Raw genomic sequence first — 13998 nt, forward strand, 5'->3', positions numbered from 1 at the left:
TCACTCGATCAGGTCTTCGGAAGCATCCTCAACCCAGCCCCCCGGCCTCCACGATGAAGCGAGCGACCGTATCCGCCCCGTGCCCTTCGCGCAGGGAGGCGAACACGTAGGGCCGCGGGCCGCGCATCCGCTGCGTGTCGGATTCCATCACCGAGAGGTCGGCGCCGACGAGCGGGGCGAGATCGGTCTTGTTGACGATGAGCAGGTCGGAGCGGGTGATGCCGGGCCCGCCCTTCCGCGGGATCTTCTCGCCGCCCGCCACGTCGATGACGTAGAGGGTGAGGTCGGCCAGTTCCGGCGAGAAGGTCGCCGCGAGGTTGTCGCCGCCGGATTCGATCAGCACGAGGTCGAGCTTCGGGAAACGGCGGCGCATCTCCGCCACCGCCGCGAGGTTGATCGAGGCATCCTCGCGGATCGCCGTATGCGGGCAGCCGCCGGTCTCGACACCGAGGATGCGCTCCTCCGGCAGGGCGCCGGCCACCGTGAGGATGCGCGCATCCTCCTTGGTGTAGATGTCGTTGGTGATCGCGCAGATCTCGTAGGTGTCGCGGAAGCGGCGGCAGAGTTGCTCCATCAGCGCGGTCTTGCCGGAGCCGACGGGTCCGCCGATGCCGACGCGCAGGGGTCCGTTCACGGATGCCATGGGTCTGAAAAAATCCTCAGGAGCGGAAGATGCGGGAATACTGCGTCTCGTGCCGGAAGGAGCCGAGATCGAGCCGCAGGGTCGCGCTGCCGAGCGCGTCGAGTCCGGCCTCGTGCAGCGACTCGGCCAGTGCGGCGACGCGAGGGGTCAGCGCGGCGAGAATCGTCGTGCCCCCGCTCTGGCCGACCGGCGCCACCCGTAGCGCCGCCGAGACGAGGTTCTGGACGAAGGCGAGGCCGTAGGCCGCCACCGTCGCCTCCCGCGCGACGCCGTGCGCGCCCGCCGCCGCGCCGATGGCGACGGGATAGGCAACCTCGGCGGTGAGCCGGTCGGCGACCGTCGAGAGGGCAGGGCAGGGCCAGGCCCGCAGCGTCGCATCCAGGAAGCTGCGCCCCTGCTGGCTCGTCTCCAAGTGAAGCTCGCGGGAGGGGGCGAGCGCCAAAGCAAGGTCGTTGATCTCGGCAAGTCCCGCATCGTCTCCGGCCTCGGTGGCGCGATGCGCGGCGGCGCAGAGGATCATGTCGTTGCGCCCCGCGCCCCGCTCCAGCACGTCGGCGAGCCAATCGGCGAGGGTGGCTGCGTCGCGGACGTCGCCGCACTCCACCGCCCATTCGAGCCCGTGCGAATAGGCGAAGGCGCCGACCGGATAGGTCGGCGAGAGCCACGCCATCAGCCGAAGGGCGTCAATCATGGGCGTGCAGGTGGGCGTGCGAATGCCCGCGACCGTGGTCATGAGCATGACCGTCGGCATAGGCGCCGCCCTCGGGCCGGAACGGCCGCGTCACCGGCTCGGCGCTGCCGCCCAAACCCCGCACCATCTCGGCGAGCACGTGGTCGTGACCGATCCAAACCGCCTCCTCGCCGATCTCGGCGGGGATGTGACGGTTGCCGATATGCCAGATCAGCCGCTTGAGGGCGTGCGGGGTGGGCGCGCGGATTTCCAGCAGAGCCTCGGGCGCCGCCTCGACCCAGACGAGCCGTCCGTCCTCCAGCGCGAGGGCGTCGCCGTCATCGAGCACGGTGGCCTCGGCGAGGTCGAGCAGGAAGGCGGTGCCACCGACGCCGCGCATCGCCATGCGGCGGCGATGCCGGTCATTCGAGTCGAGCACGATGCGATCGACGATCTCGCCGGAGCCGAGACGGTCGCGGCGGATGACGTGGGTGGCGCGGATCATGATTCAGAACAGGAAATAGCGCTGCGCCATCGGCAGGATCTCCGCCGGCTCGCAGACCAGCAATTCGCCGTCGGCGCGCACGTCGTAGGTCTCGGGGTCGATCTCGATCACCGGGGTCGCGTCGTTGAGGATCATGCTCTTCTTCGAGATGCCGCCGCGCACGTTCTCGACCGCCACCAGCTCCTTGGAGACGCGCAGCTTCTCCTTCACGCCGTCCTCGAGCGCCGCCTGCGAGACGAAGGTGAGCGCGGTGGCGTAGGGTGCGCGGCCATAGGCGCCGAACATCGGCCGGTAATGCACCGGCTGCGGTGTGGGGATCGAGGCGTTGGGGTTGCCCATCGGCGCCGTGGCGATCATGCCGCCCTTGAGGACGAGGTCCGGCTTCACGCCGAAGAAGGCCGGCGTCCACAGCACGAGGTCGGCGAGCTTGCCCGGCTCCACCGAGCCGACATGGCGCGACACGCCATGCGCGATGGCCGGGTTGATCGTGTATTTCGCCACGTAGCGCCGGGCACGCAGGTTGTCGTTGCCCGAAGCATCGCCGGGTAAAGCGCCGCGCTGGCGCTTCATCTTGTCCGCCGTCTGCCACGTGCGGATCACGACCTCGCCGACCCGGCCCATGGCCTGACTGTCGGACGACATCATCGAGAGCGCGCCGATATCGTGCAGGATGTCCTCGGCCGCGATGGTTTCCTTACGGATGCGGCTCTCGGCGAAGGCGAGATCCTCGGGAATCGACGGGTCGAGGTGGTGGCACACCATCAGCATGTCGAGATGCTCGTCGATGGTGTTCTTGGTGAAGGGGCGCGTCGGGTTCGTCGACGACGGGAGTACGTTCGGCAGGCCGGCGACCCGCATGATGTCCGGCGCGTGGCCGCCGCCCGCGCCCTCGGTGTGGAAGGCGTGGATGGTGCGGCCCTTGAACGCGGCGATCGTGTCCTCGACGAAGCCCGATTCGTTGAGCGTGTCGGTGTGGATCATGACCTGCACGTCGAAGGCATCGGCCACCGAGAGGCAGGTGTCGATCGCGGCCGGCGTCGTCCCCCAATCCTCGTGCAGCTTCATCGCGCAGGCGCCGGCGCGGATCATCTCCTCCAGCGCACCGGGCACCGAGGCGTTGCCCTTGCCGGCAAAGGCGAGGTTCATCGGGAAGGCGTCCGCCGCCTCGATCATCCGGGCGATGTGCCAGGGGCCGGGCGTGCAGGTGGTGGCGAAGGTGCCGTGCGCCGGCCCGGTGCCGCCGCCGAGCATCGTCGTGACGCCGGAGCAGAGCGCCTCCTCGATCTGCTGCGGGCAGATGAAGTGGATGTGGCTGTCGAAGCCGCCGGCCGTGAGGATCTTTCCTTCACCCGCGATCACCTCGGTGCCGGGGCCGACGACGATGTCGACACCGGCCTGAACGTCCGGATTGCCGGCCTTGCCGAGCTTGACGATACGGCCGCGCACGATGCCGACATCGCACTTCACCACGCCCCAATGGTCGAGCACGACCGCGTTGGTGATGACGGTATCGACGGCGCCCGCGGCGTTGGTCGCCTGGGATTGCCCCATCCCGTCGCGGATCACCTTGCCGCCGCCGAACTTCACCTCCTCGCCGTAGGTGGTGAGATCGCGCTCGACCTCGATCTCCAGGCTCGTGTCGGCGAGGCGAATGCGGTCGCCGGTGGTCGGTCCGAACATGGCGGCATAGGCCGCGCGGGGCAAACGGGCAGACATGGGGGACGCTCGATCTCAGGGTCGCGGGATGGGGCAAGCAGGGTTGATGCCGAGAGGCCAGGGCGCGGGTCGTTCAGCCCGCCGGCCCGGAGGAAGGCGGCCCGGAAGACGGCGCGCGCCCGCCCGCGGGCGGGGCCGCATCGGCCCCCCCCGGCTTCGCGCGCTTCTTGCGCACGACCTTCTTGATCTTCACGACGGGCTTGCGTGTCAGGCGGGTGCGCATCTCCTGCAGCGTTTCGAGTTGGATTTGCTGGATCTCCGCCAGTCGCTGCCACTGCTTGGTGACGAGGTGATCCATCTTCTCGTGCAGGTGCCGGATTTCCAACTCCGCCTTCAGGTTGACGCGGTAGTCGTTGTTCGAGCGCAGCCGATCCTTCTTGTCCTGCCGGCTCTGGCTCATCATGATGATCGGCGCCTGGATCGCCGCGATGCAGGACAGGACGAGGTTGAGCAGGATGAACGGGTAGGGGTCGAACGCCCGCATCTCGCCCATGGTGACGTTCACCGCCATCCACGCCACCAGCACCAGCGCGAAGCTGATGAGGAAGGCCCAGGATCCGCCGAAGCTGGCGAGACCGTCGGAGACGCGTTCGCCGAAGCTGCGGTGCTCGTCGTAATCTTCCTCGACATTCTCGGCGATCGTGTCCTGGGCGGCGATGCTCTCGGCCACCTGCCGGTCGAGATCGGAATACTCGCCGTGCTCCTCGGCCAGCAGTTCGGCGACGTAGCGCGTCCGGTAGGTGGCGAGTTCCTTGGCGCTGATGAGCGCGTCGTCGGCCAAACCGGGATAGTCGGCCCGGATATGTCCGGCCAGAGCCGGGCGCAGGCTCGCGATCGGAACGAGATTGCGGCGGGACATCTCGACGCCGGAGATGGCACAGACGCTCCGCTTCTTCGTCGGAACCGAATGGGCTTCCGGATCGAGGGCGATCATCCCCCGCGCGCGCTCGTGCAGCTCGTCGGTCAGGCTCACGGTCTGCCCACCCTGTTGCTGAGAAACCGGTCGCCCGCCCGCTGCGACGCGCATCGGACCCGGTCGCCTCGGCTCCGCGTCGTCCGCTTCCCGCATTCGCGCCGTCCCTCGACGAACCGCCCCGCGCTTCAACGGAACGCCCTCTAGCCGAGAGCGGCGACGGCGTCACGTCTCGGAGGTGCAGGGTTCGAAGCGCATCCCCGAGCCGGGCGCGCTTCCTGCTGCCGCTCTCAGCATCGTTCGCGCCTCGGCGACCGCGAGCAGCGAGCCGGGAAATGGCGATCCGTCATACTACCAGCCCTTGCTCGGCAAGGCCCGCGAGCCCCATAAACATCCCGCCGACAGACTTGATTGGCCAGGAGAGAACCATGTCGAACCGACTTAACTGCCGATGTTCAGGATACTCAAAAGATTTCTTTGAGCAGCATTTCCATCGAAAAAGGATACGGACGTGAAATTCCCGACTATCGAACATCTCGCAAACGTTACCCCATACGTGTCCTTCGATCAGGGTTTCGTCGTCTCCCGGCGCCCCGACCACACCGTAATCGATTATGTCTACACAGTCCCCGAGACGTTCAGCTCCGCCATGGCACTTGAATGCCGCGGTCTGAAATTCGACCGCGACGGACGAATCATCGGTCGGCCGTTTCATAAATTCTTCAATCTTGGAGAGCGCCAGCGCACCGAGGACATCGACTGGTCCATCCCTCATCACGTGCTCGACAAGCTCGACGGTTCGATGGTGCACCCGGTCCTGCTCGACGGGGCGACGGTGTTCATGACCCGGATGGGCGCCTCGATGCAGGCTGCGGCCGCGCAACGGCATGCCGGAACGGGCGTCCTCGAACTCGCACGCCACCTGCTCGACGGTGGCATCACGCCGATCTTCGAGTTCACCTCACCGGACAACCGGATCGTAATCGCCTATGATCAGCCGGCCCTGACGCTTCTCGCGGCACGCGAGATGATCTCGGGCGCTTATCTGCCGTTGGCCGATCTGGTCGGTTTAGGCGAACGCTTCGACGTTCCAGTTGTGCGAGCCAAAGGCGCGATCGCCGACGCGAAGGGCTTCGTTGCCAGCGCTCGCCGGGAAGCCGGCATCGAGGGCTACGTGCTGGCCTTCGAGGACGGCCATCGCCTCAAGCTCAAGACCGACGGCTACGTGTTGCGCCATCGCGCTCTTTCAGACGTACGCCTGGAGAAGAACGTACTCGGCTGGGTCGCGGCCGGTGCGGTCGACGACGTGGTGCCGATCTTGCCGGAGACGGTCGCCGCGCGCCTCCTGGCCTATCAGGCAGTCGTCGAAGGCCGGGCCTCAGCCCACGCGGCCGACATCCTCGCCTTCGCGGCCGAGCATCGGGGCGTGCCGCGCAAGGATTTTGCGGTCCTCGCATTCCGTCGTTTCGACAAGCGGCTGACACATGCCGCTTTCGCGGCGTTCGACGGGCGCGATCCTCGGGCCGTGATCGGAGCGATGCTGGTTCACGCATCGGGCAGTGAGGGACGAGTCGAAGCCGTGCGCGACCTTTTCGGCATGACCTGGATCGCGGAGGATCTCGATCTGCCGGCGATCGAGGCGTGAGGCCGATCCACTACGGCCGTCAAGGCTGACCGAGCACCAACCACGCGGCTCGCCGCCTCAGCTCCTTTCGAGCCAGCGGCGAGCCGAGCGCGGCACATGTTTCGGCCGCGTTTCACCGCGTCGTCGGCGATGCTGGGCGTGGGTTCACAGCGGCCCCATCACGTCGCCGCGAAAGCCGTAGACCTTGCGGTCACCCGAGAGCGGCACCAGTGCCACCTCGCGGGTCGAGCCCGGCTCGAAGCGCACCGCCGTACCGGGCGCGATGTCGAGGCGCTGGCCGCGGGCCTTGTCGCGGTCGAAGACGAGGCCGGGATTCGCCTCGAAGAAGTGGTAGTGCGAGCCGACCTGGATCGGGCGGTCCCCGGTATTGGCGACCTCGATCACCGTGCGCGGCGCGCCGGCATTGAAGACGATCTCGCCGGGAAGCGTCGTCACCGTGCCCGGGACCTCCGCCGAGGGTGCGCCGCGGATCGGGTGGTGGACCGTGACGAGCTTGGTGCCATCGGGGAAGGTCGCTTCGACCTGAATGTCGTGGATCATCTCGGGCACCCCCTCCATCACCTGGGAGGCATCGAGAACGCGGGCGCCGGCCTGCATCAACTCGGCGACGGAGCGCCCGTCGCGGGCGCCCTCGACCACGAAGTCGGTGATGAGGGCGATCGCCTCCGGATGGTTGAGCTTCACCCCCCGCGCCAACCGGTTGCGGGCGACCTGCGCGGCCATGGCGACGAGGAGCTTGTCTTTCTCGCGGGGCGTGAGGAGCAAGGCGTGCGTCCTGAGGTGAGATTCGGCCGGGCCTGAAGGTCCGCCGAGCAAGGATCATGCTCGGCCCAAGGTCAAGCTGGTCAGGCCAAGCTAGTTACGTCTGCCACACGCGCGGCATCGGCTGCCCGCGCCATGCGGCGAGGAAGCGGGCGGCGCCGTCGCGCAAGGGAGCGACGGTGGGGGCCAGCATCCGCACGGCGAGATGGCCGTTCCAGGCGCTCGCCCCGGCCTCGACATGCGCCGGCAGGGCGTCGAGGAGGGTGCGGGCCTCGTCGAGCCGCCCTTCCGCGCGCGGTGAAAGGTCGAGGATCGTCGCCAGCGCGCGGGCCCCGCCGCCAATCGCCCGGCGGTCCATCAGGGCCGTGACCGCCCCTTCGAGGTGCAGGCTGTCGGCGTAGACGAGGCGGCCGTCGCGGCGGATGCGCCAGCGATCCTCGAACAGGGCCTCCTCCAGGCTCTCGCCGCGGGCGGCACGGCCGAGCACCGCGATTTCGGCGACAAGCAGCGACGCGTCCGGGGCAAGATCCGCCTCGAAGCGGCGCACCAGCCGGGCGCGGTCGAACAGGATCGTCTCCTGCGGCAGCCAATCGAGCCGCCCGCCCGCGCCGACGCTCACCCGGTTGACGATCTCCGCGCAGGGCCCGTCCGAGCGGTAGATCTTCTCCGCCGCCGTGGTGGTCAGCACGCAGGCCCCACTCGGCTCGACCGTCACCGAGACCGCGAACACATCGCCGCAGGCGATGCCGCCGCCGGTATTGACCAGCACGCCCTCCAGCATCCGCTCGGCCCCCTGGCGGGGAAAGCGCAGGCGCAAAGGGCCGCTCTCGGCGAGATCGACGATCCGCGTCGGTGCGTCCGCGGCCGTTCCGGCCGGGGCGACGCGCAGATGCACCGCGCCCTGCGAGCGCTGGCGGGACAAGGCGGGACGGAGCGGTTCGGCGGCAGGGATCGGACGGCCTCCGGCGGAACGGGTGCGGGCTTCATCGGCCACCAGAGCCCTGGTCCGCAAGGTGGCGGGCACCACCGGTCCGGTGCCATCCCGCACCGATCTTCGGCAGCGGAGGCGCAGGATGCGGGCAGCGACGACCGTTCTCGACCTTGAGATGGTCACTCTTCCCCTTGACCGCAGCGGCCGGAACGCCCACCGCGTCATCGTTTCAAGGGCGTTCGACCGAGCCTTGCGACGTCCTGCTCAACGATCGGGACCTCATCCGGCCCCGAAAGGCGACCGTCATGATCTCATCCGACCCCGAGGCCGTGTCCGCCTCGGCTTACCGCGAAGCGATGGCTCAGATCGCGAGTGCGGTGCATCTCGTGACCACGGACGGGCCCGGCGGCCGTGCGGGCCTCACGGCGACGTCGGTGTGCAGCGTCAGCGACAGCCCGCCGACGCTGCTGGTCTGCCTCAACCGCGGCTCATCCGCCTATCCGGCCTTCCTGCGCAACGGCGTGCTCTGCATCAATACGCTCACGGTGGCGCATGAAGACCTCGCCACCGATTTCGCCGGCCGCGTGCCGCAGGCCGAGCGCTTCGCGGGACCGGCCTGGGGCCGGTTGCAGACCGGCGCTCCGGTGCTCGCGGGTGCCCTCGTCGCCTTCGATTGCCGGATCGTCGATCGCCACGAGGTGGGCACGCATGACGTGCTGATCTGCGCCGTCGAGGCACTCGCCGAGATCAGCGGCGCCGAGAGCCTGCTCTATGCCGGGCGGCACTATCGCGTCCTGCCGCGCCCGGATTCCAAGGGCGACTGACCGCCCTTGCGGAGGCGCAAAGCCAGCAGCCTCGAAGCCCGCCGAGACGCCTCTCCCGGCAGATCGGTGCCGGGGGATCGACGGTTCGGGCGTGCTTCGAGGCCAAGCTTTCGCCCCGCCGCTCGGCATGGAGCGGCCGGGCCTACCGAAGCAACGTCGCCGGACAGACGCTCAGCGCTCGTAGTGGCGCGCGCGGGCGGTGTTGGCGTTGAAGGTACTGCGGGTCTGACGCTGCGGCGCGAACAAGCTGGGATCGCGATCCGGGACGCCGAACAGGTTCAGCGGCTCGGCCGAGCGGGCAACGCTGCCGGTCGTCTCCGGCTGCTGCGCCCCGGCGATCCGGCCCCGATCGCCAGCCAAAGCGCCACCCGCCGAGACAGCGAGCGCGATGAGTGCGGCGGAGAAGATGCGTACGGACATTTTCGTGTCTCCCGAACGAGTTGTTTCGGTCAGGGAGTTAAGCACGGCGCGAGCGTAATGCTCACATAATTTGTGCAGCTAAGCCCGCCGAATAGCCATCAATTGCATGCAATGTGAGCAACAAGAGAGTGCCGGAGAGCCCCTAGCCGAGGAGCGACACCCCGGCACTAGAATATATTGTATATTTTTCAGATACTTACCGAGATAATTCGAGAATCTGCCTGCTTGCTTAGCATCTGGCACGATCCTTTCCCGTCAAGTGCGCGCGGACACGGCGCGCGTTTCTGCCGGGACTAAACGAGGGGCATCGCGTGGAGAACCACCGAGGCCGCCGCGACCACCCCTCACGGGCGATCGTCGGGGGCGAATCGGTGATGGTCGCCCGCGCCGCGACCGCTGTGGATGGGCGTACCGATCCCCCGCTGATCAGCGGTCGTCCGGTGCCGATCGCCACCGACGAACTTCGCTTCCACATCGGCGAGCATTTCCGCCGCGCCGGGCTCACCCTGACCGAGCCCGCCTTCCTCGACGGGGTGCCGATCCCTTTCGGCGTGGCCGAGCCGGAGGAGCCGTATCGCGCCCCCCTCGTCGCCAGCCCCTGGAGCAACCAGACCTATCGCGCCAGCTGAGTGTCGCCGAACAGGTGCCGGGCGAGCCGCGAATGCTCCTCGCGCAGGCGCCCCGTCTCGATACCGAGGGGCTGCCCGTCGATCACCCGCCAGCGCCCCGCCACCATCACCCGGTCCGCCCGGTGGGCGCCGCAGAGCACCAAAGCCGCGAGCGGATCGTGGGCGCCGGAGAAGCGGAGTTCGTCGAGGGTGAACAAGGCCAGATCCGCCTCGCGGCCGGGCTCGATCCGGCCGATGTCACTGCGACCGAGGCAGGCGGCGGAGCCCTTCGTCGCCCAGCGCAGGGCGTCGAGATGGGTCACCGCCTCGGCGCCGTAGGTCAGGCGGTTGATCATCAGGGCGTGGCGCACGCCCTCCATCAGGTTCGAGCTGTCGTTCGAGGCCGAGCCATCGACACCGAGGCCGACCGGGGAACCCGCCGCCTCCAGCTCGCAGGTTCGGCAATGGCCCGAGGCGAGCACCATATTCGAGGTCGGGCAATGGCACACGCCGACGCCCGCCGCGCCGAGGCGACGCACCTCGTCGTCCTCGAAATGGATGCCGTGGGCGAGCCAGGCCCGCCGGGTCATCCAGCCGACCTCTTCGAGATAATCGACCGGGCGCTGCCCGAACACCTCCAGGCAAAAGGCGTTCTCATCACGGGTCTCGCCGAGATGGGTGTGAAGCGGGCAATCGTAGCGCTCGGCCAGGGCCGCGCTCTCGCGCATGAGCCGCTTGGTGACGGCGAAGGGCGAGCAGGGAGCGAGCCCGATCCGTACCATCGCGCCGGGCGCGGGATCGTGGAACAGGCGCAGTACCCGTTCGCTATCGGCGAGGATGGTGTCGTCGTCCTGCACCAGCGTCTCGGGCGGCAGGCCGCCGTCCTTTTCCGACAGGCTCATCGAGCCGCGGGTGACGACGGCGCGGATGCCCAAGCGGCGCGCCTCCTCGACCTGGATGTCGACGGCCGCCTCAAGCCCTCGCGGGAACAGGTAGTGGTGGTCGCCGGCCGTGGTGCAGCCGGACAGGAGCAGCTCGGTGTAGGCGAGCCGCGTCGCGAGCCGGAACGCCTCCGGCGTCAGCCGCCCCCAGATCCCGTAGAGCGCCTGAAGCCAGGGAAAGAGCGGCTTGTTGATCGCGATCGGGTGCGCGCGGGTGAGCGTCTGGAAGAAGTGGTGATGCGTGTTGACGAGGCCGGGGATGACGACGTGGCGCGAGGCGTCGAACGTCTCGTCCACCGGCGCGGAGGGCTGCCCGCCAGCCGGCACCCGTTCGGCGATGCGGCTGCCCTCGACGACGAGGCCGGCGCCGGCTCCGTCCGCCAGGATCGCGAGGGGATCGCGTATCCAGAGCCGCCGCGCGACCGTGCCATCCGCTACCATGCCGACTCCTGAGATCTTCGAAGGTGAGACCGGACCCATTGCCGCTCCGGTTGTATCGGACAGCGAAGATAGGGGTGGAGCCGCCGAGGAAAAAGCGTGTTGCCAGAGACTTGTGGTGGAATATTCGCAGAGCTTCGCGTTTTGATACATCGATCTATGGACGCCACGCGCAGGCGCCCCTATCTTTGCTGAAAGCTTCCGCAACGGGTGCCGGTGCACGCGATGTGAAAGCCCACAGCCGGCGTTGTCCTTCTCCGACCCCGAGAGGATTTTCCATGTCGCGCGGCAGCCGCTTTTCGACTTTTCTCCTCCTGCTCGGCACCATCCTGGCGGCGTCCTCTGCAGACGCCGAGGATAAGTCCGCCGGCCAATGGACCGATCCACCGGCCAAAGTGAACACCCCGGCGATGAACGCCACCGCGGCGAAATCGGCCGCGACCCCAGCGAAGGTCGACGAGCCCAAGGTCTCGACCCGCTCCGAAACCCGGCCGACCCGACGCGCGACCAGGGTTCGCCCAAAGCGGATTCGAACGGCCGCGAGCCGCGCCCGGCCGATACGCCAGGTACGGGTGGCAATGTCGCGGAAGGCAGAGAGTCGACTGAGCCGGCGTGTCGTGGCCCGGATGATTTCGCCACCAAGGACGGCCAGGGCGACGGGACGGAGCCTGAGCCCGGTCTACGGGTACATCGCCGCCGATGCCCCGGCCGAGGCCTATTACGAACAGCGCCGGATCGGGGCCGTCGGAAATAGGCCGGGCGATCTCGGACTACCCTCGGAAGGCGGACCGGCCTATCGCACCGTCGGGACACGAGGGGACGGCCACCTCGTCATGCGCTGGCGAGGGCCAAGCGTGCCGACCGGCCTCGTGATCGACCGCCCGTCACCGTTCGACTGACACGGCGCGGACAACAGAGGCGACTCCACCCTTCGAGAAGGCGGGGCCGTCAGATACCGGAAACGTGAGGGGCGCTCAGCGAGCGCGGCCGGGACGAGCCGGCTCGAACACGATACGGCGGTGATAGGCGCACCAGCTCTTGCCATCGGCGACCGGAGCCCCGCAGCACACGGCCTGGTCGCTCGGCTCACCGATAATGAACTTGCAGACGAAAGTGCCGGATTGCGCGAAGGGGACACGAAGATCGGCGGAAGGTTCGGCAATCGCATCGGCCTCGCCGACTTGCGGCAGGCGGAAAAGTTGGTTCATCGTGCGGACACTCGGTGTTCGGACTCGCTGGACCCAAGCGAGGAGCGGCACAGCGCCCTGGGCCTGGACGGATGTTTCGGCCGGCCTACTCATCTCACGCGATCCGTACGGCAACGGCCAGTCCCGGCGGAGTGCGGGACCGGCGTCGCGAGCGGGCGCGAAACGAAGGTCGGCAGATAGTCTGCTGTAAGTATACCTGATTCCCCGACAAACAACCCCTGCGCCGGCGCGACAGCTGCGCGCTGGAAGCAGGGTTACATCGTTCACCCGACGAAAGGCAGGCGGACACCTGCCTTAAAAACCCTGTGAAAACGATAATCGAAGTCGAGACACAACGTTCCCGACCCGGCTGCGACCCTCCTCACGACGGGTCACCGCGTTCCTTGCGACGCGGACGGGCGGCAGCTATCCCGTTTCGGCGTGCCTCATGACAATCCCCGCCATCAATCGCCTCTCCTTTTGGCACGGCGGCGCAGCGGGAATGGAGTGAGAGACACGGATCCTCTGGAAGACGGCGCACCGGGCCTCGCATGCATGCTCTCGTCACGGGCTCGGCCGGCTTCATCGGCCACGCGCTGAGCCGCCGTCTGCTGGCGGCGGGCTTGGGCGTGACGGGCTTCGACGGCCTCTCACCCTACTACGATGTCGGGCTGAAGCGAGCCCGGCACGCGGATCTCGCCCGATCTCCCGGCTTCGAGGCGGTGGAGGCGCGGCTCGAGACGCCCGGCGCGCTCCTCGACGTGATGGCGCGGGTCAAGCCGGACCTCGTCTTCCATCTCGCGGCGCAGGCGGGGGTTCGCTACAGCCTCATCGACCCCGGCGCCTATGTCGAAGCCAACCTCGTCGGCTTCGCCAACCTGCTGGAGGCGGTGCGCGCCCATCCCGTCAAGCACCTGCTCGTCGCCTCGACCAGTTCGGCCTATGGCGGCAATGCGAGCGTCCCGTTCCGCGAGACCGACCGTGCGGTCTCGCCGCTCACCCTCTACGCCGCCTCGAAGCTCGCCAACGAGGCGATGGCGCATTCCTACGCTCACCTGTTCCGCGTGCCGACGACCGCATTCCGCTTCTTCACGGTCTACGGACCTTGGGGGCGGCCGGACATGGCCCTGTTCCTGTTCACCCGGAAGATCCTGGCGGGCGAACCGATCGAGGTGTTCGGCGAGGGGGCGGCGGAACGGGATTTCACCTTCATCGACGATCTCATCGATGCGATCGTCGCGCTGTCGGAGCGCCTGCCGCCGATGCCTGCCGAGGGCGGGCCGGTCTCGGCGGCCGACACCCTGAGCGCGGTCGCGCCCTATCGTCTGGTCAATATCGGCGGCGGCCGCCCGGTCCGGCTCGATGCCATGATCGGCGCCCTGGAGGCGGCCCTGGGGCGCAAGGCCGAGCGCGTGCTGAAGCCGCTCCCGCCCGGCGACGTGATCCGGACCCATGCGAGCCCCGACCTGCTGCGCGACCTCGTCGGCCGCTTGCCCGAGACGCCGCTGGAGACCGGCATCCCCGCCTTCGTGAGGTGGTATCTCGACTATTACGGGGACCAATAGAGCCCTTGCGGGACAGCGCATTCAGGAGAAGAGATGCCGGAGGGCGCCTCGCTCGATCCTCGGTCCCGAAAACGGATCACAGCCTTTCGGGACCTCACCGTCCCCCGGATGCGCCCGCGCCGGCCACGCTGAGCGAATTGCCCGAACCGGAAAATATGCCGAACCTCGTGACGGGCGGTCTCCTCGACGGTTTTTGAGGATCGAAGGTCCGCCGCTTCAGGGAGACGGAC

Annotated in this window: 15 protein-coding genes; 5 read left to right on the forward strand and 10 right to left on the reverse strand. The window is 68.2% G+C overall.

Annotated elements, in window-relative coordinates; translation table 11 throughout:
- Positions 1-28 precede the first annotated feature (28 nt).
- The 5 genes from ureG to E4V01_RS13565 form a co-directional block, all read right to left on the reverse strand.
- Positions 29-643 (reverse strand): urease accessory protein UreG, encoded by a 615-nt coding sequence (gene ureG, locus E4V01_RS13545; protein ID WP_135298694.1) that lies wholly within the window; start codon positions 641-643, stop codon positions 29-31.
- 16 nt (positions 644-659) lie between these two features.
- The gene (locus tag E4V01_RS13550; RefSeq protein ID WP_135298695.1) at positions 660-1394 is read right to left on the reverse strand and encodes an urease accessory protein UreF; all 735 of its coding nucleotides are present in this window, start codon (positions 1392-1394) and stop codon (positions 660-662) included.
- Positions 1327-1818 carry an urease accessory protein UreE gene (locus E4V01_RS13555; protein ID WP_135298696.1) on the reverse strand — a complete coding sequence of 164 codons (492 nt, stop codon included), beginning with the start codon at positions 1816-1818 and terminating at the stop codon, positions 1327-1329. The genes E4V01_RS13550 and E4V01_RS13555 overlap by 68 nt, the downstream gene beginning before the upstream one ends.
- 3 nt (positions 1819-1821) lie before the next feature.
- Positions 1822-3534 (reverse strand): urease subunit alpha, encoded by a 1713-nt coding sequence (gene ureC / locus E4V01_RS13560; RefSeq protein WP_135298697.1) that lies wholly within the window; start codon positions 3532-3534, stop codon positions 1822-1824.
- 73 nt (positions 3535-3607) lie between these two features.
- A complete protein-coding gene (locus tag E4V01_RS13565) occupies positions 3608-4507 on the reverse strand; it encodes a DUF1003 domain-containing protein (protein ID WP_135298698.1) in 900 nt (299 codons plus the stop codon).
- Between the two features lie 451 nt (positions 4508-4958).
- On the opposite strand from E4V01_RS13565, the gene E4V01_RS13570 reads away from it, so the two are divergent.
- Positions 4959-6092: an RNA ligase gene (locus tag E4V01_RS13570; RefSeq protein ID WP_135298699.1), complete on the forward strand. Its 1134-nt coding sequence runs from the start codon at positions 4959-4961 to the stop codon at positions 6090-6092.
- Between the two features lie 144 nt (positions 6093-6236).
- Here the strand turns inward: E4V01_RS13570 and E4V01_RS13575 are convergent, their stop codons facing one another.
- Entirely contained in the window at positions 6237-6857 is a 621-nt protein-coding gene (locus E4V01_RS13575; protein WP_083530860.1) for an urease subunit gamma, read from the reverse strand.
- Positions 6858-6951: 94 nt separating this feature from the next.
- Complete coding sequence (locus E4V01_RS13580) at positions 6952-7881, reverse strand: urease accessory protein UreD (protein WP_135298709.1); 930 nt, start codon at positions 7879-7881, stop codon at positions 6952-6954.
- Between the two features lie 209 nt (positions 7882-8090).
- Here E4V01_RS13580 and E4V01_RS13585 point away from each other — a divergent pair, with 209 nt between their 5' ends.
- Positions 8091-8609 carry a flavin reductase gene (locus tag E4V01_RS13585; RefSeq protein WP_135298700.1) on the forward strand — a complete coding sequence of 173 codons (519 nt, stop codon included), beginning with the start codon at positions 8091-8093 and terminating at the stop codon, positions 8607-8609.
- Between the two features lie 171 nt (positions 8610-8780).
- On the opposite strand, the gene E4V01_RS13590 is transcribed toward E4V01_RS13585, so the two are convergent.
- Entirely contained in the window at positions 8781-9029 is a 249-nt protein-coding gene (locus E4V01_RS13590; RefSeq protein WP_135298701.1) for a hypothetical protein, read from the reverse strand.
- Between the two features lie 311 nt (positions 9030-9340).
- On the opposite strand from E4V01_RS13590, the gene E4V01_RS13595 reads away from it, so the two are divergent.
- A complete protein-coding gene (locus tag E4V01_RS13595; protein ID WP_245517554.1) occupies positions 9341-9658 on the forward strand; it encodes a hydroxyisourate hydrolase in 318 nt (105 codons plus the stop codon).
- On the opposite strand, the gene E4V01_RS13600 is transcribed toward E4V01_RS13595, so the two are convergent.
- Positions 9643-11019 (reverse strand): 8-oxoguanine deaminase, encoded by a 1377-nt coding sequence (locus E4V01_RS13600; protein ID WP_135298702.1) that lies wholly within the window; start codon positions 11017-11019, stop codon positions 9643-9645. The two genes, E4V01_RS13595 and E4V01_RS13600, sit on opposite strands and share 16 nt — an antisense overlap.
- Positions 11020-11294: 275 nt before the next feature.
- Between E4V01_RS13600 and E4V01_RS13605 the strand changes: the two genes are divergently transcribed.
- The gene (locus E4V01_RS13605; protein ID WP_135298703.1) at positions 11295-11915 is read left to right on the forward strand and encodes a hypothetical protein; all 621 of its coding nucleotides are present in this window, start codon (positions 11295-11297) and stop codon (positions 11913-11915) included.
- Between the two features lie 75 nt (positions 11916-11990).
- Here the strand turns inward: E4V01_RS13605 and E4V01_RS13610 are convergent, their stop codons facing one another.
- A complete protein-coding gene (locus E4V01_RS13610) occupies positions 11991-12224 on the reverse strand; it encodes a hypothetical protein (RefSeq protein WP_003600212.1) in 234 nt (77 codons plus the stop codon).
- Positions 12225-12754: 530 nt separating this feature from the next.
- On the opposite strand from E4V01_RS13610, the gene E4V01_RS13615 reads away from it, so the two are divergent.
- On the forward strand, positions 12755-13768 hold the full coding sequence (locus E4V01_RS13615) for an NAD-dependent epimerase/dehydratase family protein (protein WP_135298704.1): 1014 nt from the start codon (positions 12755-12757) through the stop codon (positions 13766-13768).
- Positions 13769-13998 lie beyond the last annotated feature (230 nt).

The sequence above is a fragment of the Methylorubrum sp. Q1 genome (genome assembly GCF_004683995.1).
Lineage (GTDB): Bacteria > Pseudomonadota > Alphaproteobacteria > Rhizobiales > Beijerinckiaceae > Methylobacterium.

Bases quoted from the DNA above. Each gene is read 5' to 3' on its own strand.
- E4V01_RS13585 (WP_135298700.1), top strand. From the start codon at position 8,091: ATGATCTCATCCGACCCCGAGGCCGTGTCCGCCTCGGCTTACCGCGAA.
- E4V01_RS13555 (WP_135298696.1), bottom strand. From the start codon at position 1,818: ATGATCCGCGCCACCCACGTCATCCGCCGCGACCGTCTCGGCTCCGGC.
- E4V01_RS13550 (WP_135298695.1), bottom strand. From the start codon at position 1,394: ATGCCGACGGTCATGCTCATGACCACGGTCGCGGGCATTCGCACGCCC.
- ureG (WP_135298694.1), bottom strand. From the start codon at position 643: ATGGCATCCGTGAACGGACCCCTGCGCGTCGGCATCGGCGGACCCGTC.
- E4V01_RS13605 (WP_135298703.1), top strand. From the start codon at position 11,295: ATGTCGCGCGGCAGCCGCTTTTCGACTTTTCTCCTCCTGCTCGGCACC.
- E4V01_RS13600 (WP_135298702.1), bottom strand. From the start codon at position 11,019: ATGGTAGCGGATGGCACGGTCGCGCGGCGGCTCTGGATACGCGATCCC.
- E4V01_RS13590 (WP_135298701.1), bottom strand. From the start codon at position 9,029: ATGTCCGTACGCATCTTCTCCGCCGCACTCATCGCGCTCGCTGTCTCG.
- E4V01_RS13610 (WP_003600212.1), bottom strand. From the start codon at position 12,224: ATGAACCAACTTTTCCGCCTGCCGCAAGTCGGCGAGGCCGATGCGATT.
- ureC (WP_135298697.1), bottom strand. From the start codon at position 3,534: ATGTCTGCCCGTTTGCCCCGCGCGGCCTATGCCGCCATGTTCGGACCG.
- E4V01_RS13615 (WP_135298704.1), top strand. From the start codon at position 12,755: ATGCATGCTCTCGTCACGGGCTCGGCCGGCTTCATCGGCCACGCGCTG.